Annotated in this window: 15 protein-coding genes; 6 read left to right on the plus strand and 9 right to left on the minus strand. The window is 39.4% G+C overall.

The genetic code is table 11. The features are described 5' to 3' along the window. Position 1: 1 nt before the first annotated feature. Positions 2–670, minus strand: a complete 669-nt coding sequence (locus L6471_RS05360; RefSeq protein ID WP_237797522.1) for a 2-C-methyl-D-erythritol 4-phosphate cytidylyltransferase — start codon at positions 668–670, stop codon at positions 2–4. Positions 671–679: 9 nt separating this feature from the next. Continuing rightward, positions 680–1249 carry a DJ-1 family glyoxalase III gene (locus tag L6471_RS05365; protein WP_074548194.1) on the minus strand — a complete coding sequence of 190 codons (570 nt, stop codon included), beginning with the start codon at positions 1247–1249 and terminating at the stop codon, positions 680–682. Positions 1250–1343: 94 nt separating this feature from the next. Here L6471_RS05365 and L6471_RS05370 point away from each other — a divergent pair, with 94 nt between their 5' ends. From L6471_RS05370 to L6471_RS05395, 6 genes are all read left to right on the plus strand, one after another. Then, complete coding sequence (locus L6471_RS05370) at positions 1344–2231, plus strand: NAD kinase (RefSeq protein WP_237797523.1); 888 nt, start codon at positions 1344–1346, stop codon at positions 2229–2231. Positions 2232–2234: 3 nt separating this feature from the next. Next, positions 2235–3911 (plus strand): ABC transporter ATP-binding protein, encoded by a 1677-nt coding sequence (locus L6471_RS05375; protein ID WP_237797524.1) that lies wholly within the window; start codon positions 2235–2237, stop codon positions 3909–3911. A gap of 115 nt (positions 3912–4026) precedes the next feature. Next, positions 4027–4752 carry an ABC transporter ATP-binding protein gene (locus L6471_RS05380; RefSeq protein WP_006281285.1) on the plus strand — a complete coding sequence of 242 codons (726 nt, stop codon included), beginning with the start codon at positions 4027–4029 and terminating at the stop codon, positions 4750–4752. A 12-nt stretch (positions 4753–4764) separates the two neighbouring features. Then, positions 4765–6027, plus strand: a complete 1263-nt coding sequence (locus tag L6471_RS05385; RefSeq protein WP_006281284.1) for an ABC transporter permease — start codon at positions 4765–4767, stop codon at positions 6025–6027. Continuing rightward, on the plus strand, positions 6024–7268 hold the full coding sequence (locus L6471_RS05390) for an ABC transporter permease (RefSeq protein ID WP_094448345.1): 1245 nt from the start codon (positions 6024–6026) through the stop codon (positions 7266–7268). Before L6471_RS05385 ends, L6471_RS05390 begins: the two co-directional genes overlap by 4 nt. Positions 7269–7310: 42 nt before the next feature. Continuing rightward, positions 7311–8432 carry an efflux RND transporter periplasmic adaptor subunit gene (locus L6471_RS05395; protein ID WP_237797525.1) on the plus strand — a complete coding sequence of 374 codons (1122 nt, stop codon included), beginning with the start codon at positions 7311–7313 and terminating at the stop codon, positions 8430–8432. Between the two features lie 91 nt (positions 8433–8523). Here L6471_RS05395 and L6471_RS05400 read toward each other — a convergent pair whose 3' ends face one another. The 7 genes from L6471_RS05400 to L6471_RS05430 all read right to left on the minus strand — a co-directional run bounded on the left by L6471_RS05400 (position 8524) and on the right by L6471_RS05430 (position 20322). After that, on the minus strand, positions 8524–9819 hold the full coding sequence (locus L6471_RS05400) for a glycosyl hydrolase 53 family protein (protein WP_083331674.1): 1296 nt from the start codon (positions 9817–9819) through the stop codon (positions 8524–8526). Continuing rightward, positions 9816–10931: a glycosyl hydrolase 53 family protein gene (locus tag L6471_RS05405; protein ID WP_237797526.1), complete on the minus strand. Its 1116-nt coding sequence runs from the start codon at positions 10929–10931 to the stop codon at positions 9816–9818. The genes L6471_RS05400 and L6471_RS05405 overlap by 4 nt, the downstream gene beginning before the upstream one ends. Positions 10932–11045: 114 nt before the next feature. Continuing rightward, positions 11046–13052 (minus strand): alpha-amylase family glycosyl hydrolase, encoded by a 2007-nt coding sequence (locus L6471_RS05410; RefSeq protein WP_094448348.1) that lies wholly within the window; start codon positions 13050–13052, stop codon positions 11046–11048. A 232-nt stretch (positions 13053–13284) separates the two neighbouring features. After that, positions 13285–14304, minus strand: coding sequence for a lipoprotein (locus L6471_RS05415; protein ID WP_237797527.1), 1020 nt, complete (start codon positions 14302–14304; stop codon positions 13285–13287). Between the two features lie 51 nt (positions 14305–14355). Continuing rightward, positions 14356–15564, minus strand: a complete 1209-nt coding sequence (locus tag L6471_RS05420) for a SusE domain-containing protein (RefSeq protein WP_237797528.1) — start codon at positions 15562–15564, stop codon at positions 14356–14358. Between the two features lie 31 nt (positions 15565–15595). Further along, a complete protein-coding gene (locus L6471_RS05425) occupies positions 15596–17209 on the minus strand; it encodes a RagB/SusD family nutrient uptake outer membrane protein (RefSeq protein WP_237797529.1) in 1614 nt (537 codons plus the stop codon). Positions 17210–17229: 20 nt separating this feature from the next. Continuing rightward, entirely contained in the window at positions 17230–20322 is a 3093-nt protein-coding gene (locus tag L6471_RS05430; protein WP_237797530.1) for a SusC/RagA family TonB-linked outer membrane protein, read from the minus strand. Positions 20323–20542 lie beyond the last annotated feature (220 nt).

Below are 20542 nucleotides of genomic sequence, written 5' to 3' on the forward strand. Positions count from 1 at the left end.
TTTATTTTTGGTTCGCTACTAATGCTGTCGCTATAGTCAGGTCGAATGGTGTCGTGATCTTTATATTTTCCCGATTACCTTCTACCATGGTTACTTGTTGACCAATGGCTTCTACGATAGAGGCATCATCTGTGAATTTTTCACTATAAGGCTGTTGGTTGGCTTTTTTTAGCAGGTTGATGTCGAAGCACTGTGGAGTTTGTACCAGTCTATAGTCGCTTCTCAATACATTTTTATTTTCCGGAACGAATCTCAGCGTTTCCACGACAGGAGTCACGGGTATGACAGCTTTGGCTGTTCTTGCCGTTTCAAAGCATCGTTTGATGACTTCAATACTTGGGAACGGACGTACGCCATCGTGCACACCTACGACACCTGTTTCGCTATTAGGTATCAGGTTCAGTCCATTTTGCACAGAGTGGAAGCGAGTTTCCCCACCGTCGGCAAGGAAGTATTCTTCTTGGAAGTTATACTTTTGGCACAATTGTTTCCAATAATCCTGTTGAGCTTTTGGCAAAACCAGAATAATCTGTAGTTCCTTGCTATATTCACGGAACCGTTTAATCGTGCGCATGAGCACAGGTATACCAGAAACAGGTAAAAACTGTTTAGGAATATCCGAGCCCATGCGTAATCCTTTGCCACCTGCCGTGATGATGATGTAATCCATGATTCTTGTTTATTTGTTACTCATGAGATGAGTATACATCATGCCGTCAGCAACGTTTTTGGCAGTTTCTTCGCCTGCGAAATAGCTGAGTATTTTGTAAGCATATGGGAAAGCAGCAGCAGGCCCCTCACCTGTAGTAATATTGCCGTCTTCTTGTACTAGAACAGGTGTATACTCTGCGCCAGTTAAAGTGTTTTCAAATCCAGGATAGCAAGTAGCTTTTTTGCCTTTTAAAATTCCTAATCCACCCAATATGAGAGGTGCCGCACAGATGGCACCGATGCGTTTTCCTGCTGCATTTTGAGCTAATAGTACTTTTTTCAGCCCATCGTGTGCATTCAGATTAGCAGAACCTGGCATGCCCCCAGGGAGTAGTAGCATATCAGCATCCTCGAAACTGTCTATATCTTCAAACTTCAAATCAGCTTTCAAGGTGATACCATGTGATGTCTCAACCCATTCATTGCCAGTAATGCTGACAGTCTTGATTTCTACACCACCTCTACGGAGGATATCTACAGGTGCCAAAGCTTCAATATCTTCGAAGCCATTAGCAAGAAATTCATATACCTTTGCCATAAATTATGCTTGTATAAAGTCGATTTTCAATAAAAAAATGTACATTTGCAAATGTAACAAAAAATATAGAATTCACAAAATTAAAGTACTGAATATGGCTAAATCACGACTTAAATTTGCCTTGTTTGGCAATGAATATCAGGTTAAGAAGTCTGCGAGTATTCAGAAAATTCTTTCCTACCTGAAACTGAAAAAAGCTGAAATATATGTTGATAAGACGTTTTATGATTTTCTCATCAATAATCAGAAAATCGATGTTGAGGCTGATGGTGTATTCGAAGGTTATAATTTTGATGTCGATTATGTCATTTCGATGGGGGGGGATGGTACTTTCCTAAAAGCAGCCAGTCGTGTTGGGGCTAAGGGTATTCCTGTTATTGGTGTCAATATGGGGCGTCTGGGATTTCTGGCTGATGTGCTTCCAAGTGAAATAGAAGAAGCGCTAGATGCGATCTTCACCAAAAACTATAGGGTGGAAGAGCATACGGCTATTCAGATAGAAGCTGATGGTGAGCCTATTGAAGGTAATCCGTTTGCTTTGAATGATATAGCTGTTTTGAAGCGTGATAATGCTTCGATGATTACGATTAAAGCTGTTGTCAATGGTGATTTTCTAGTAAACTATCAGGCTGATGGTCTCGTTATTTGTACACCAACGGGAAGTACTGCTTATAATTTGTCTAATGGTGGACCAATTATCGTTCCTCAGAGTGGTAGTCTATGTCTTACACCTGTTGCCCCTCATAGTTTGAATATTCGCCCTATTGTTATAAATGATGACAGTGTCATTGAATTAAATGTTGAGAGCCGTAGTCATAATTTCTTAGTGGCTGTCGATGGCCGAAGTCAGAAATTGGTGGAAGGTACCAAACTGACAATACGTAAGGCGCCTTACACGATTAAAATCGTTAAAACATGTAGTCGTCGTTATTTCTCTACATTGCGCGAAAAATTGATGTGGGGTGCTGATCAGCGCCAATAAAGTATGAAACATTTTCTGCACAAATTTATCCATATTCCTAAATATAAGTATGGTTCCAGGGCTATTATGAGGTGGCTTTGGAAAGCTTGGTGTGGCAATAGAAAACAGGCCTTGCTCAATGCTTTAGTCGGCTTAGTTTCTGTGGCAGTGAGTCTGTTACAGGTTGCTGCTTTTAAGTATGCCATAGATGTTGCTTCCGGAGTTATTCAGGGCAATCTTTATTTGGCTATTGGATATATAAGTCTGTTGGTCTTAGCTGGTTTTGGCTTAAACATATCTAGTGTATGGATTAAAAATATATTAGGAATTAAAGCTCAGAATCGTATGCAGCAGAAGATGTTAGAGCGTATCTTGCGTTCAGAGTGGCGTGGGCGCGAACGTATGCATTCAGGTGATGTGCTCAACCGGTTAGAGTTTGATGTTAATAATGTTGTTGTTTTTCTAACAGAAACTATTCCTAGTGCAATATCTGTATTAGCCATGTTCCTGGGAGCTTTCTTTTATTTATTTTCAATGGATAAATTGCTGTCAGTGTTGGTGGTTATCATGTTGCCTTTATTTGTAGCGGTCAGTAAGATTTATGTCGGGCAAATGCGTAAGCTTACCCGCAAGGTGCGCGATTCTGATAGTAAGGTTCAGAGTGTGTTGCAGGAGACCATTCAGCATCGTATGCTTATCAAAACAATGGAAAGTGATGTTGAGATGGTAAATCGTTTAGAAAATACACAGAGCGAGCTTCGTGGCAATGTGATTCGTAAAACGAAGTTTACGGTTTTAAGTAATTTCATTATCAATTTCGGTTTTGCTTTTGGTTATTTGGTGGCTTTTTTCTGGGCTGCTGTTCGTTTAAGCAGACATACTTTATCATTTGGCGGTATGACGGCGTTTCTGCAATTAGTTAATAAAATTCAGGGACCAGCCCGAGATCTTACAAAGTTAATCCCTGCATTTGTTAGCGTATTTACTGCAGCAGAACGTTTGATGGAGTTAGAAGAAAATCCTCTTGAAGAACAGGGTAAACCTATTTTTCTTGGTGCACCGTGTGGAATCCGGTTGAATCATGTAACTTATTCTTACAATCAGCAAGATGATGAGGTAATCAAAGATTTAAATTTTGATTTCAAACCAGGAAGCAGTACAGCTATATTAGGTGAAACAGGTGCAGGAAAAACAACTCTTATTCGTTTGATATTAGCTCTTATCAAACCACAGAAAGGCACTGTTGAAATTTATAATGAAGATGTTAGTAATCCTATTTCTCCACGTCATCGTTGTAATCTTGTATATGTACCACAAGGTAATACTTTGATGAGTGGTACAATTCGAGATAATCTTAAATTGGGAAAACAGAATGCTACAGAAGAAGAGCTACAGGAAGTATTACGATTGTGTTGTGCCGATTTTGTATATGATTTGCCGAAAGGGTTAGATACGCCTTGTTCTGAACGAGGGGCAGGATTAAGTGAAGGGCAAGCTCAGCGTATTACCATAGCTCGGAGTCTGTTGCGCAATCGTAGTATTATGCTTTTTGATGAGGCCACTAGTGCCCTAGATCCAGAAACAGAAAAACAAGTTTTGCATAATCTTTTATGTAACCATCGAAAGACCGTAATTTTTATTACTCATAGACCAGCAGTCAAAGAGTATTGTGACCAAATCTTAAAAATCAAAAAAATATAAAATATTTGACACATTGTTGGTATAATTGGATATATAAGTGTATCTTTGCGAACAGTATTCTGTAAAAACATACTAATTTGTTATCTTTGATACTATTTAATAACTTATATAACCAATGAGTTTACTACATTTGAATGATATTAATAAGACCTATTTTGGAGCTCAACCCTTACATGTATTAAAAGGAATTAATTTAGACATCGAAGAAGGTGAATTCGTCTCTATTATGGGCGCTTCAGGCTCCGGTAAGTCTACACTCTTGAATATATTAGGTATTCTTGATAATTACGATACAGGTGAATATACACTTGCAGGAACACTTATTAAAAATTTGAGTGAGACGAAGGCAGCTGAATATCGAAATAAATTAATTGGCTTTATTTTCCAAAGTTTTAATCTGATTGGCTTTAAAACAGCTGTTGAAAATGTCGAACTTCCTCTGTTCTATCAAGGAGTAGGCCGCAAGAAACGTCACCAGATGGCTATGGAATATTTAGACAGACTTGGACTTTCTAAGTGGGCAGATCATTATCCTAATGAAATGTCAGGAGGACAAAAGCAGCGTGTTGCTATAGCCAGAGCTCTGATTACGCAGCCAAAGATAATCCTAGCTGATGAGCCTACAGGTGCACTCGATTCCAAAACTTCTGTAGAAGTAATGCAACTTCTCAAGCAATTGAATGAGGAAGAGCATAAGACCATTATTGTAGTTACCCATGAGAGTGGTGTGGCTAATGAAACCAATAAAATCGTGCATATCAAGGATGGACTCATCGAAAATATCGAGGAAAATCTTGATCATCACGCAAGTCCGTTTGGTATTAATGGATATATGAAATAAATTCGTAAGCCGATGAGAGATATTATTGCAGAAATATGGGCCACCTCTAGTCGCAATAAATTGCGAACGGCATTAACGGGTTTTGCTGTGGCTTGGGGTATCTTCATGCTGATTTTCCTGCTTGGAGCTGGTAATGGTTTTATTAATGGTATTACCAGTAATGTCGGTAGCTTTCTAGCTAATTCTATGCAAATTTTTGGTGGACAGACCTCTAAGGCGTATAAGGGTATGAAAGAAGGAAGATCAATAGATTTGAATGATGCCGATATAAGTTCTACTCAGAATCATTTTTCTAAAAATATTGAAACCTTGGGTGCACAGATTAGACAGGATGGTGTAACCATTACGTATGGTGAAAACTATGTAAGTAGTACATTGTATGGTGTGTATCCTAATGTGGGCGAAATCAATAAGATAGAAATGTTGCATGGACGATTTATCAATGATATTGATAATAGCGAACAGCGTAAATCTATCGTGATTAGTGAAAATCAGGCCAAGGAATTGGCCCCTAATCAACCCTTCAGTTTAATTGGTAACTATGTTAAGGTAGATAATTTTGCCTATCGGGTAGTGGGTATTAATAAAAGTGATGGGAGTAGCATGAGTACCGATACCTATACAGCCTTTACCACGCTTCGTACAATGTATGGACGTGGCGATAAAGCTGATAATATCATTTTCTCTTTTAAGGGACTTGATACAGAAGAGGCAAATGAGGATTTCGAGAAAGAATATAAATCTGTGCTTAATAGAAATCATAATGCCGATCCGGGTGACGAGGAAGCAATTTGGGTATGGAATCGTTTTACGATGAATATGCAGATGAATGCAGGTATGAGTATCGTGCGTACCGCTCTATGGATTGTGGGTATATTTACCCTGCTCAGTGGTATTGTTGGTGTAAGTAATATTATGTTGATATCTGTAAAGGAGCGTACCCGTGAGTTTGGTATTCGTAAAGCAATTGGTGCAAAACCACGTAATATTCTTTACTTGATTATTGTAGAAAGTATTATCATTACTACCTTTTTCGGATACATTGGTATGCTGTTGGGTATTGCCGCCAATCAGTATATGGATGCTACCATCGGGCAGGAAGCCATTACGATGGGGTCTGGTAAGGCTATCCATACCTTTTTGAATCCTACAGTAGGCATCGATGTCTGTATCGAAGCTACTCTGGTTATGGTTATTGCAGGTACCATAGCTGGATTGATACCGGCAAGAAAAGCTGCAAAAATTAGACCTATAGAAGCATTGAGAGCAGAATGAAATTTGATATTGATACATATAAAGAGATAATCGATACCATTACGCGTAATAAGGGCCGTTCTTTCCTAACTGGCTTTGGTGTATTTTGGGGTATCTTTATGTTGGTAGCTTTGATAGGTGGCGGTCAGGGCACCAAGGAAAATATTTCTAAAAACTTCGAAGGGTTTGCCACGAATAGTGCTTTTATTTATCCGCAAGCTACTACGAAGGCTTATCATGGTTTTCGTAAAGGGCGTAGTTGGGGACTGACTATGCAGGATGTAACCCGTCTTAAGGAACAGATTCCAGAACTGACTGTTGTCAGTCCGATGTTAGCGAAATGGGGATCTATTGCTTATTTTGGCGAAAAGAATATTTCTTGTAGTTTCAAAGGTTTACAGCCTGAATATCAGAAAATAGAAGAACCGAAACTTTTCTATGGACGATACATAAATGAGATGGATGTGGCACAGCGTCGACGAGTATGTGTCATCGGTAAAAAGGTGTATAAAACACTTTTTCCAGGAGGTGGTGATCCTTGTGGACAGAAAATTCGTGTTGATTCCTCGTATTATCAAGTAGTTGGTGTAGACTATAGTTCGGGTAGTGTAAACATTGGAGGTACTGCCGAAGAGACAGTTGCAGTACCGGCTGCTTTGTATCAGCAGTTATATAACCAGGGAGATAATATCGACCTCTTGTGTATTACAGCTCGGGCGGGAACACACATGAAAGACTTGATGCCACGTATGCGTGAGATCATAGGGCGTAGTCATGATGTATCGCCTGATGATGAAAAAGCGATAACGATTATTAATACAGAAGTAATGTTTGGCATGCTTGATAGTCTTTTCAGTGGTGTAAACTTTCTGATCTGGCTTGTCGGTATTGGAACTTTATTGGCAGGAGCTATCGGTGTGAGCAATATTATGATGGTAACCGTTCGTGAGAGAACTACGGAGATCGGTATACGTCGAGCTATAGGTGCTACACCAAAGATGATTCTTTCGCAGATTATCACAGAGAGTATTCTGCTTACTATTGTTGCTGGTATGAGTGGTATCCTCTTTGCTGTTTTTATTCTCCAAATGTTACAGTTGGCCAATACATCTGATGGTATTGTTTCTGTACATTACCAAATTAGGTTCTGGACTGCCATTGGAGCACTTTTGTTGTTGAGTGTGTTAGGTGTTTTGGCAGGATTGGCTCCAGCTTTACGTGCTATGAGTATCAAGCCAGTTGATGCTATGCGAGATGAATAATGTTAATTAATAGATTAATAAGAAAATAAATACTATTTAGATATGAAAAAGTACATTAAGTTTATCGTTGCTGGTCTTGTTGCCGTGATTTTCATTGGTACTTTTGTGTTCTTGTGGATACAGAGTCAACCTAAACCAGTGGAATATGAGGAGTTTACTCCGAAAGTAACCGACATCAAGAAAACTACTGTGGTAACAGGTAAAATTCAACCACGTAATGAAATTTCTGTAAAGCCTCAGATTTCAGGTATTATTACCGAAATATATAAAGAGGCTGGACAGATGGTTACTGCAGGAGAGGTAATTGCTAAGGTGAAAGTTATTCCAGACATGAGTTCGCTAGCTAGTGCACAGGCTCGTGTTCGTTTGGCTCAAATTAATCTGAAGCAGGCTAAGACTGATTTAGATCGTGAAAAACTCTTGTACGACAAGGGGTTGGTTAGCGCTGATGAGTATGAGAAGGTTCGTATTGTACATCAGCGCGATGCAGAAGAATTGCAGGCTGCCAACGATAACTTAGAAGTTGTACGCGAAGGTGTATCCAGTAGTAATGCTGATATGAGTAGTACATTGATTCGATCTACGATCTCAGGTCTTATCCTTGATATTCCAGTGAAGGTAGGTAATACGGTCATATTGAGTAATACTTTTAATGATGGTACTACTATTGCTACAGTTGCTAATATGGGTGACTTGATTTTTGATGGTAATATCGACGAAACTGAAGTCGGAAAGTTGGTTACTGGTATGCCGATGAAAATTACGATTGGTGCTCTTCAGGATGAAAAGCTGACAGCGTCTTTGGAGTATATAGCTCCTAAGGCAGAAACGAGTAATGGGGCTAACCAGTTTGAGATTAAAGCTGCAATCAAAGGGGTAGACGGTAACAAGATCCGTTCTGGATATAGTGCAAATGCAGAGATTGTTTTAGCACAAGCTAATCATGTTCTTACTGTTCCGGAGAGTGCTATTGAGTTCCAGGGCTCTGATACGTATGTTTATGTCATCAAGGGTGAAGGTGAAAAGAAAACTTATAAACGTACTAAGGTAACAACAGGTTTGAGCGATGGTATTAATATTGAAATAAAGAGTGGTATAACTGCTAAGGATAAGGTCCGTGGACCTAAGAAGGTCACTGATACTGATTCTTCAGCGAATAAATAAAGATTATATTTAATCTATAACGGTACTGCCGAAAAATATAAACTAATAATCTAATTTAAGTTTTTAGTTTATATTTTTCGGCAGTGTTGATTTATCGTTTGATAATTTTCTTCCCTTGATAGATATAGAAGCCTTTTTGTAGAGGTTCACCTTGAAGTTTTATACCTTGTAAGGTGTACCAACTATTGTCTGTAGATATCTTATTATCCATATTTACGTTTATAATACCCGTAGGGTCAGAGATAAAATTTTTCAAAGACGAAATAGCACTGAATGCTTTTCCATCTTGATTATTGAAAAGAGTTGCATGATACCATTCTTTAGTAACATGATTGGTAGCCCAGTCTATATTATATTCATTGGCTTCGGGGAACCACCAGAATAGGCCTATTACCTTATCGTATTTATTGAGCATCGTAACCAGTGAGTCTGTGTAAGCTTTCTGGCCAGCATCTGTATAAGGAAAGGTTTTCGTATAGTCATAAGCATCACTAACTGGCCATTGTGAAGGATAACCAGTTTCTACCAGCATAATATCTTTGTTATAATTTTCTATTTTCTTAATAGCGCCTTCCAGTTGACTCAGGTCACCATGATAATAAGGATAATAACTCAGGCCTATGATATCATAATCGATGGCATTATCCTTCATATTGTTGCAAAAATAGGTCAAGGCGTTATAATTACTATTATCTTTTTGTAAATCTGTATTCGAAGATACACGTTCTGTATGTAGTATTATTTTAGCATTTGGACATACCTCTCGGCAAGCTGCAGTAGCCTTTTGGAGAAGACTATTAAACCGGGTCCAGTTAGAGGTATACTGATTGGAAGGGTAGCAGTATTTGGCGTCTAAAGCAGAAGTCCCCCAATCCATACCATAGCTTATTTCATTGCCAGTTTGGATAAAGTCAGGGGTAGCCCCTTCTGCTACTAGTTGTTCGAGTACATCCTTAGTATAGCTATAGAGCTTTTCACCCAGTTGAACATTATTTAGATTTTTCCAGTCATCAGGTGTCCATTGGTTACTTGGGTCCGCCCACGTATCACTGTAATGAAAGTCTAAAATGAGAGCAAAGCCAGCTTCTTTGATACGCTTAGCTAGTTTGAGAATGTAAGCTAAATCCTGTCGCACCCCTTGTTCCTTAGCTTCGTCAGAAGCATTATTCGGATCTACAAACAGGCGGACACGTTGTGCATTCCATCCTTGGTCTTTCAGATAGTCAAGGACATTAGTAATGGGTTCGCCTTCGTGTGTAAAATACTTAGCTCCACGTTCCTCGTAAGTAGGTAATAATGAAATATCGCCACCAGCATACTTTTGTGCCGATACGTTACTAAGAGTGCAGCAGAGTAAGGCTGTTGCATACATATTCAGTAATTTCATGGTAAGCTTTTTTTATATTTTATAAATTCATAGAAAGCAGGAAGCGCTTTTCCGTTATTATTATCAAATAAGCCTCGATTAATCCAGCCTTTTAGAACAGGATATTTACTTTCGTTCTCTTCAGGGAACCACCAGAAAACACCAATAACATTGTGCTGTTTATTAAGCATTGTAATCAATTTACGGGTAAATTTAGCCTGTCCTTTTGGAGTAATAGAATAATATTGGCCGTATTGGTTTGCACTTTTAGCCCATTGGTCTTTTTGGTGTGAATAATAGAAAGCTGTTTCTGTAATCATGATTTTTTTATCTGGATATTGATCAGATAATGCGTTGAGAACTCTTCTCAGATGCGGGATAGAGCCATGCCACATCGGATAGTAGCTCAGACCGATAATATCGTAATCTACTCCATATTCTTTCAGATGGTTATAGTAGCTCAATGTGGTCTTGAGTTGTTGAGCATGTTCGGTATGGATAATAATTTTAGACTGTGGACAAATTTCTCTGCAAGCTTTGCTGCCACTCCTGATATATTGGGTGAGATAATCCCAATTATCGTTTTCTAAGGGATTCACTTTACCCGCAGGCCAAAGCATTCCAAAAGTTATTTCGTTACCTACCTGGATAAATTTTGGTGTGATACCATAATTCTTTAGGGTTATTAAGCTACGCTTGGTATAATTGTATACAGAGTCGGCGAGTGCATCTTTTGAAGCCTTAAGCCAGCTTTGGGGTATAAACTGCTTGCCAGGGTCAGCCCAAGTATCACTATAATGGAAGTCGAGCATGATATCCATGCCTTTGTCCTGTATTTGTTGGCAGAAGGGAATAATATAGGCTAAATCCTGAATTACACCTTCGTCCTGATGAGCTTGAGGTGCATATTGGGGCTCTACAAATAGGCGTACACGAATGGTATTCCATCCGCTTTCTTTGACCATATCAAGAAATGGCATTGCTTTCCCTTTTTCTGTATAATAGATATTACCTTGTTTTTCATAAGTAGGTAACATAGAAGCATCACCTCCAAAGTATTTCTGGGCTTTTATAGTTGAAGAGAAATAAGAAGAATATAAGAAGAGTATGAACAAAAAAATGTAGTTTTTCATTAATGATATGATTAGTATGATGCAAAGTTACAAATTTGTAAGGAAACAGTGCATAGCTTTATGAATTAAGTATGCACTGTTTTGTGTTTCAATAATGAATGAAAGAAAGTATGTTTATTTAACAATGAATTTTTTGCCATTTTGAATGACAATACCTTTGTAACCTTCGGTCACATGCTGACCTGAGAGGTTGTATCGTGTACCTTTGTTAATTGTAGATGATATTTGGCTTTCTATATCATCAACACCCAGGGTCGGTTCATCCGATGTAGTACTGCTCATTTGATACCAGCCTCCATTGGTAAATATCTTATCGTTGGTCTGGTTATTGGTACCTCCACTGCCATTGTTGAATATAATATTGGAAGGTGTAGAAGTTAGCTCACCATAGTAGCACCACTGCCAGATATATTGTCCATTATCGTTCTGACCGATACAATATACATGTTCGTTATCGCCTGGCCAGTTACCACCAGTATAGTTATTATTGCTATCCCAAACCCATGCATACACATCTACAGATTCCCCCCAGGTAACAGGTGCAACGAAGTAAGCCGTATAGGTATAGCCTGTAGCAGGCGTTTCAAATTCTATTTGCTTTGGTGTAGGAAAAGTATAAGTGCGAGTAATGCTGCTGCTTACCGTACCCTCTTTGAGTAAAGCTACTTTAAGAGTTGTAGATGTACCCTGTGCATAAGCGATGGTTATTGTTTCACCACTATTAACCGTGGTACTTGAGGCTGTTGGTTCTGTACCGTCAAGGGTATATACCAGTTTAGCGTTGGCATCTTCTGATACGGCAGTGAGTGTTGTTTTTATATCTGTATCGTAAGAGCCTGAAGGCTGATCTATAAAAGGTATTTCGGCAGATAATGACATGTAGTATGCATAGTTTGGACCACTTAGAATTTGCTTATACAAACTAGTACTTGGAGCAGTAAAGCCGCTGCCAACATATACAATAAGATTTGCTTTGGAGCCCGATACCTTGTTGGCAAAATAGGCTGTAGTACTTCTGAAGTTGCTATAAGAACTAGTATTAGTGATACCTGCAGCCTTACGTGCATCGATCATCGCCTTAATCTCGTTAGGATAAGCTAAATAATGTTTGTAGAATACACATGGTGTACCAGGCATGGCGAGTAGATAAGCATTGGCGGCTAGTGTGTCCTTTTTGATAGGGTCGAGTGGGTTGTTGGCATCGCGATATTGTGTATCGTGATTTTCTACGAAGGTAACGGAATATTGACGATAGTTTTCATCGTGTACCAAGTTGTTGTCTGACTTCAGTTGACTCCAGTCACTTTTATTAATGGCATCGCGAACATTATACCTGAACTGGAAATCGAAAGCTGCACTCTTTTTGTTGGTTGCATCAATCCAATTTTCTATTTTGGTATTGTTATCCCAGTATTCGCCTACAGAGTATTCTATGCCAGAGGCATCATTGTAGTCTGCAATATGCGAAGCATCAAAGCCTTTGACCATATCATAGCGGAAACCTATATATCCTAAATCATCTTTAAGATATTTTTCGTATGCCTTCACAATCGTCTGTACATTGGAACTTTGGTGATCGAGATCTCGCATACCTAGCCAACCTTCGCCTTCATCATTATTCGTGCTGAGTGATACTCCACTGGAGTTAGCTTGTGTTAAGGTTGCCCCATCATCATCATCGCCAACAATATCAGTGGATTTTAGCTGGTAAGTTACACCATTATAAGTTTCGGCTGGCATATTAAACCAACCGTCAGTGTTATGATGATTGATAACTACATCAGCGATAGTTCCAATATTTTTTTCTTTAAAGGTTTTAATCATCGAACGAAGTTGCGCCTCTGTACCAAAACTCGAATTTTGATTGAAGTAATAATAAGGCGTATACCCCATAGTGTTGTAACTTTCTAGGCATTTACCACTCTGCGGAACCCATACGAGGGAGAAATACTGACTAAGGTCGTCTGCAAGTTTCTCCAGTTTGGTCCATTTACTATCTGTATATGAGTCCCAGTAGAATCCTTGTAACATTACACCACTATAATTAGCAGGCCAACCTTGTGCCAGCATGCAGCTAGTTGACATAAACAGAGCAAAAGCTGTGGAATAGAATTTTTTCATATAGGTTTAGTTTTTTTATTATTCATCTCCAAATTTACCACATAATGTGGGTTGATTGTTCTCAATTCTTACAAATCAACAAATTATCTTTGTGCAAACGTTTGCAAACGTTAGCAATAACAAGTTGTTCTTATTAAAGCCTAAAAAGTAGATATAAAGGATAAATCTATGAAAAGAGGGAAGAAAATATGATCTTTTTTCTTCCCTCTTTAGATATAGAGTAAATAAGAGTTTACTTAGCAATCAGTTCTGCATAAGGAGCTTTTTCTGCAGCATTCTCAAGATGTAATACCACCTTATAAGTACCAGCAGTTACAGGAATATTGTCGTTAGAGCCCTGAACGAGATTATTCAACGAACCACCGATGTTGACATTGTCCCAATTTCCATCAGAACGGAACTTAATAGAGCCGTTTGATAAGGTAACGTTGTCGGCTACCCAGGTTCTGTCTGCTTCGTTGTAGGTCATCTTGGTTCCGTTATCCCAACTACCTTGACCGTCACCAATAATCTCGATATACTCAAACTTTTTGAGTGTGTAAGTCATATCAGCAACATTAACAGTAACGTTGTAGAAACCATTTTCATCCAGTGTGATGTTGCTAGATCCACCATCGCTGATTAAATTTCCATTGCTATCAAGACCAAGGTTAAGTTCGCCATCCCAATTGCCGAGATTTGAGCGGAATTTGAAGCCTGATTTCAAGTACAAAGCACCATAATATTTACCATCGAAGTCTGGTCCATATAGTGCAAGAGCGTCACCCCAAGTTGTGTTCTCACCAATTTCGTAAATGAATTCAGTGAAAGTATTGTCTAGTGTTATTTTGGCCTTGACATTGGCTGTATTCTGAATACTCTGAGTGCCAATGAGCGAATACCCTGTAACTACAATATTTACATCACGTTCTTCTGGTTTTTTACCATATAATTTTTGTATAGCTGTCTTCAACTCGTTAGCAGCAACATATCCAGCAGAGTCTGCATTGATGGCTTCAGATTTATCACCATTTACAAGTTTGGCAACAAAGTTATCGGTTGTTTTGACAGAAGATGTTACTGTTGGGATAAATAACTGTACAGAATCAGTGGAAACTGTAGCAAAGTCGATAGCTGGTGCTTCTGAGACAGTTAACGTAACCGTTTCTGCATTTTCAGTATTGCTCTGTATGTCAGCCCAAGGTTCGTAACCAGTCTGTTGACAGCTGGCTAGAGTTAAAGCTATTCCTATGATATAAAATATTTTTTTCATGCTATTATCTTTTAAAGTGTAGGAGTGGAGAAATCCACCCCTACCATTGTATTATTGTTTTATAAACATATACTGGCCAGTAATATCGTTCAAGTATACTTTATATGTACCAGCCTTGAATGGAATATTAGAGCCTCCATTTGTTCCTGTACCATAAGGGAAGCTGCTTGAACCCCAACTGGAATCCCATGTTCCATTAGCGGCAAACTTACAGCCATCAGAGCTGGCAGCGTCAGCGTTATAAGTTACAGTAGTTGTCCAGTCATGGTTTTCTACGGAAGAATTGAGTGGTGACATAACATTACCTGTAACTTGATTCCATTTATTTTCAGAGCCAGGGATAGCCATAGAGGTAAATACTTTAGGAGTACCGGTGTAAGCTTCAATCTTGATGGCATTATTGCAAGAAGCTTCAGCGGCTATACCAGCAAGAGCCTTGGTATCGATAGTAATGGTGTAAATACCGTTAGTAGGGACACAGATATTAGAAGAACCACCATTATTCTTAACAAGGTCGACACCACCATCAGAGGAACCGATCTGATCATTCCAGGCACCAGGAGTCTTAACGAGTTTAAAGCCGTCTGTGGTAAGATAACCTGTCCAAGAAATGACACCCTGACCGGTCTTAGAATCATATTCATTACCTGCGATAGTATACATAGGGATTACCTGATCTGCGCTCCAAGAACCATCACCAATACAGCTACCGATGAGATACCAAAGTTCTGGAGCTGCATCCTGTAATTCTACATAGTAAGGTGCAACATTGAACGATACAGCGTTAGAGTAGATGGTATCGCCTGCATATACGGCATACGCACGAGCATAAACCTTAAGATTAGCAGGAACTTCATCTTCTTTGTATTGTTTGATTTGCTGAATGGCTTTATCGATATCGACCGCTTCTACAGAGGCATTACATGTACTCGTGGCTAAGCCTACATTGGCATAATCGGCCTTTAAAGTACCCGATTTGTCTGCATTGGCTTCATCTGTAGAAACTGTCCAACTATTGTCAGGTGAGAACTGTACTTGATATTCTGCAGCTGCAGGGTATCCATAAGCAGGCTGCGACCATGTAAAGTCGAGAGCCGATGATGTTGCCAAATCTATTGTCTGGGTAGAATACGTAGGTACATTCATGGTAAAGGTAGTAGGTGATAAGAGAACGGGATTGTTCTCACGATCGTCACTACATGAAGCCATAACAAAGGTACCGCATAGCAACAGTATAGTTGATTTTAATATATTTTTCATTGTAATTCTTTTTTAATGAAATCGATATAGATTAATACCCTGGATTCTGGGTGATAGTAGAAGTAACCTGTTCTGCTGGGATAGCGAAGATATTCTTGTCTGCGCTAAAGTTACGACCAGCTTTAGTACCGCCTTTATAGCTCCAGTTATAATTGTTATTACCTCCGAAACGACCGAAACGTATCAAAGTAGGACGACGAAGTCCCTCGAAGTAGAACTCGCGGCTCCACTCATCACAGAGTTCTGAGAGTGTATAGCCTGCCTTCTGTTCTGCATGCGCACGAGCACGAAGTGCATTGACAGCCGCTACACCTTCAGAGGTAAGCGTTCCACCATTGGCGCGGGCTGTAGCTTCTGCGTAGGTAAGATATGCTTCTGCTTTGCGGAAGAGGAAAAAGTCTGTGTCAGGATAGGTATCATTGTGACCTGCAGAACCATCGGTCTTAAAGTTTATCCATTTTGCTACGGCAAAACCATCAGTGAAGGTTCCAAGGCAACCGTCACCATTGTCAAGTTTGCGATCTTTGCCATCAAAGATAGCACGATCGTCACCTGCAGCTTCTGGCATTTCTGTACAGCTGACATTTGGTGCATCATTATTTGGAAAGAACTTGTTGATTAAATCAGTACGAGCTCGGTTACCGCCCCAGGTCTGACCGGTACCATTGGTAGCATCTTTGGCATAGGTACCAGAAACGTCTGCATGCATATTACCATCGAAAGTAGATGCCATCAGGAACAATGTACCAGCCCACGAGGTTGTAGTAGAACCATCTTGTCCGATACGGAAAATACCTTCTTTAGCTGCAGAAGTCTCACCATTGTCGCCCATAAACAACATCTGATATGCGCTCCATTTTCCACTACCAGTAGTATTCAACTGATAGTCAGAATCGATTACTTTTTTTGCATATTCTGCTGCTTTAGACCACTGCGCTGTGCCTGTGTAGACCTCTGCATTGAGATATAAGCGAGATAGAAGCATCCATACTGCTGCTTTGTCTGCACGGTAGTAGCCTGCATCAGAAGAATTCTTGGCTTTAGCTTCAGACATTTCAGGTTCGATTTCAAGAAGCTCGGACTCCAACCATTCATACATTTCAGCGCGGGTCTTACGTGTTGGATTTGTTAATTCTGTGGCAAAAGGTATATTGCCAAAAGCATCCATCAGAAAATAGTATTCCAAAGCACGAATGAAGCGAATTTCTGCAGTTTTTGTAGCATCGTCTGCGCCACATTCATTGATATATTGATTACAGTAAGAAATACCTGTAGTAAGGCGGGCATATAAACCATTCAGCATAGGATGGCTAGCATCGTAGGTATTATAGCAGTATTGGCGTATACCATCATCTCCCCAGTGGCAGATAGCTTCGTCGGTTGTCAACTCGTTGGAATTCCACAACTGGCGAACGAAGCCTGATGTTCCACCATCCAAGCCATCAATATCACATTCGCCATCACCTGTGCTATTACCGGCCATAGCTAAGTTTGCATAGCATTTGTTAAAAAGTGCGTATGATAGAACTTTGGTGTTCATATTAGGGTTGATAGGTGTTACGTCCAAATCACCCGTACATGATGTCGTGCTCAAAGATAGAGCCATGACAGCTACACTAAGTAGACTTTTTATATTTTTATTCATGATTGATTTCGCTAAAAAGGTTAGAAGTTAAGATTCAGACCAACGATAACAGAGAATGGGCGTGGATAGATATTGTTGTCGTATCCATTGTAAACTTCAGGATCCAGACCGTCATACTTGGTAATGGTAAATACATTAGAAGCAGTTGCGTAAACACGTCCACTCACTCCATGCCAATTGCCTGATTTGAAGAGCTTATCGAAGGTATAGCCTAAAGTGATGTTCTCCATTTTTAAGAAAGATGCATTGTGAATCCAACGGTCTGAAAGAATAGCTGATACGTCATCGGTCTGCCAATTGTCGAGTACGGCATCAGAAGTTTTATTAATCAAGAAGTTGGTTGATGCCCACAGAGCATTAGCACTTACATTGTGGAATCCCTGACTTACAGCATCATAAACATAGTTACCAATGTTACCGCGCATAGAGAAACTGAAATCCCAGTTCTTATATTCTAAGCGAGAAGATAAACCAACGGTAATTGGTGCAGCTGGACTTTTATAGAAATAACGGTCATCATTGGTAATCTGACCATCACCATTACGGTCTACTACTGCATTCTCAATAGCCTTTCCATTTTCGTCGTATGCTTGCTGGAATACCCAGAAGGAGTTCATAGGATGACCTACCTGATTGTATTCTAAGTATTTATCTGTACCAATTTTTATATTGGTATTAGCAACAGGACTTCCGTCTGAACTTGTGCCTGATAAATCTGTAATAGTGTTAGCATTATAAGTAAAGTTAGCATCAATAGTCCAATACCAATCTTTACTTTGAATAGCCTTCCAACTGATTGCAGCCTCGACACCAGTATTTTTCATAGAACCGATATTTTGCCAAGCCTGATTGCGGAAAGCTGAGAGTGCTTTTGTTGGAGCGTAGTTCAATAGGTCTGTAGTTTCACGATAATACCAGTCTATAGTACCAGAGAGACGCTGATTGTTAATACCCCAGTCTAAACCTAAGTTATAAGTAGTTGTGGTTTCCCATTTCAAATCAGGTGTATAGTTGTCTGGTCTGTATAGTACACCATCGCCATCTGCATAATAGTATGCTCCCGTACCAGTGTTAATGGTGTAAGTAGGAATCCATGCGTAATCATTTTTGACATCTTGCTGACCAGTTTTACCCCAACCAAGACGAAGTTTCAAGTCTGATAACCATTTTATCTCCTTGAATTTGTTTTCTTCATTGATTTTCCATGCGAAAGCGAAAGATGGGAATACAGCCCAATGATCCTTAAAGCGTGAAGAACCGTCATCACGGACAGTAGCTGTTACATAGTAACGATCCATAAGACTCCAGTTGGCACGTCCGAAGAAAGATACTAGATAGTTTTCTGTTTTGGTAGCATAGTTGGACTCATTGTATTTCTGACCAGCTAGACTGTTGCCTTTGGTATCAGTTAATGTGCTATTTATGCCGTAATATCCCCAGTAGTTATTTCTAGTACTACTCCAGAAATGTTGCCATTCGTAACCTGCCATGATATCAAAGTGATTTTTGGCCTTATCGTTAAAGTCGTGGAAATATTGAGCATATGTACTTAAAGAGAGGTTTCTCTTCAAAATAGATTCCCATCCATAATTTCCATAGTATGCATTATTATTATTTTGGAAAGATGGTGAATAGTCTGTAGTCTGTTTACCCTTAGCAATATCGGCACCTAAAGTAGCATGAAGTCTCAAATCCTCAAAGCCATGTACTTTGTAATCGAAGTCGGCACTACCGATAAACTCACGGCTGTTAGCACGGTCGTTTTTCTCACTGAGTACAGATAGTGGGTTCTTGGTTGCCAATTCATTATAAGTATAAGGCCATGTCGGATCACCATAGTTACCCGATTTTGGCCATGCAAAAAAGCCATTGAAATTGTTAAGCAGACCTGTCAGGTTATCACCGTAAGTAGTTTTGTGATAATTTGAGGTATAAGAATACGGATCCTGTGTAGGGTCCATGTTTACAGCTGCACTGATTGCATCAGTATCTGCATACTTGCTATGAGCATACATTCCCTTAGCATTCAGGTTGATGTTTAAGTGATTATCCAGCAAAGAAGGATTCAAGTTGAATGAAGCTGTGTAACGCTTGAAGTCAGAAGTCTTCAAGATACCTTGCTGATCAGTATAGCCAAGAGATACACGATAAGGCAAATAAGCACCTGCAGAACCAGAAATAGTTACACCATGATCTTGACTAATAGCAGTGCGATAAATTAGATCCTGCCAATCTGTATTAGCTGTACCCAATGCATTATAAGCATCAGAGTTTTCTCCCCATTTTTCTTTAATTAAAGCGCGGAATTCATCACCATTGAGTACATCAACAGTTTTCTTTTTCATACTGATGGTCATGCTTCCATTGTATGAAACTTTTACACCACCTTTATGCCCTTTTTTGGTAGTGATGATAATAACACCATTAGAGCCACGAGAACCGTAAATAGCTGTAGCAGAAGCATCCTTCAAAATGTTGAAACTCTCAATATCTTGAGGATTGATAGCTGAGAGAATATTGGAAAGGCCTTTTACACCGTTATTATCAATTGGTACATTGTCAATAACAATCAGAGGGTCATTTGAAGCGTTAAGTGAAGAACCACCACGAATACGCATGGTCGTAGCACCACCTGGTGTACCATCGTTGCTCGTTACACTTACACCGGCAACCTTACCGGCAAGCATATCCTGTGCATTGACAACAACACCTTTATTTTTACCATCAGGTTTTAAGGCTGATACAGAGCCCGTCAAGTCAGATTTTTTCACGGCACCATAACCGATAACAACAACTTCGTTTAGTGTCTTGTCGTCAGCGGTAAGAGTAATGACTTGATTTTCGCCTGCTTTTACTTTCATAGGTATCATGCCTACATAAGTAATAGTAAGCTCAGTTCCCTTAGGGACGTTTACAGAATAGTTACCGTCGAAATCGGTTACACCTACAGCTTTACCGTTAGCCATGATTGTTGCACCGATAACAGGTTCTCCAGTAGCATCCTTAACTTGTCCTTTTGCAGTATTAGATTGTGCAAGGGCTGTAGCTGAAAGGAATATTCCACTAGCAATAGCGAAACTCCTTAGAGGCAATTTGAAATTTACCTGCTTCATTTTGCTTTGATTTTTTAGTTAACGTATTATTGTTTTTAGTTATTATTCTGTATTTAATAGGCCTGGACATAGATAAGCGTCGCATAAAGATAGTATATATATGTCTCGCTAGGTTCTGGCGGTATGTCCTTTTGGCATAATATTTCGATGCAAATATATACTAATTAACGATTGTTTGTTCTCTTTCAATATTAAAATTGCATCTTAATTTGCGCAAACG

Origin of the sequence: Segatella bryantii (assembly GCF_022024215.1) — a bacterium.
In the GTDB taxonomy this organism is placed as follows: Bacteria; Bacteroidota; Bacteroidia; order Bacteroidales; family Bacteroidaceae; genus Prevotella; species Prevotella bryantii.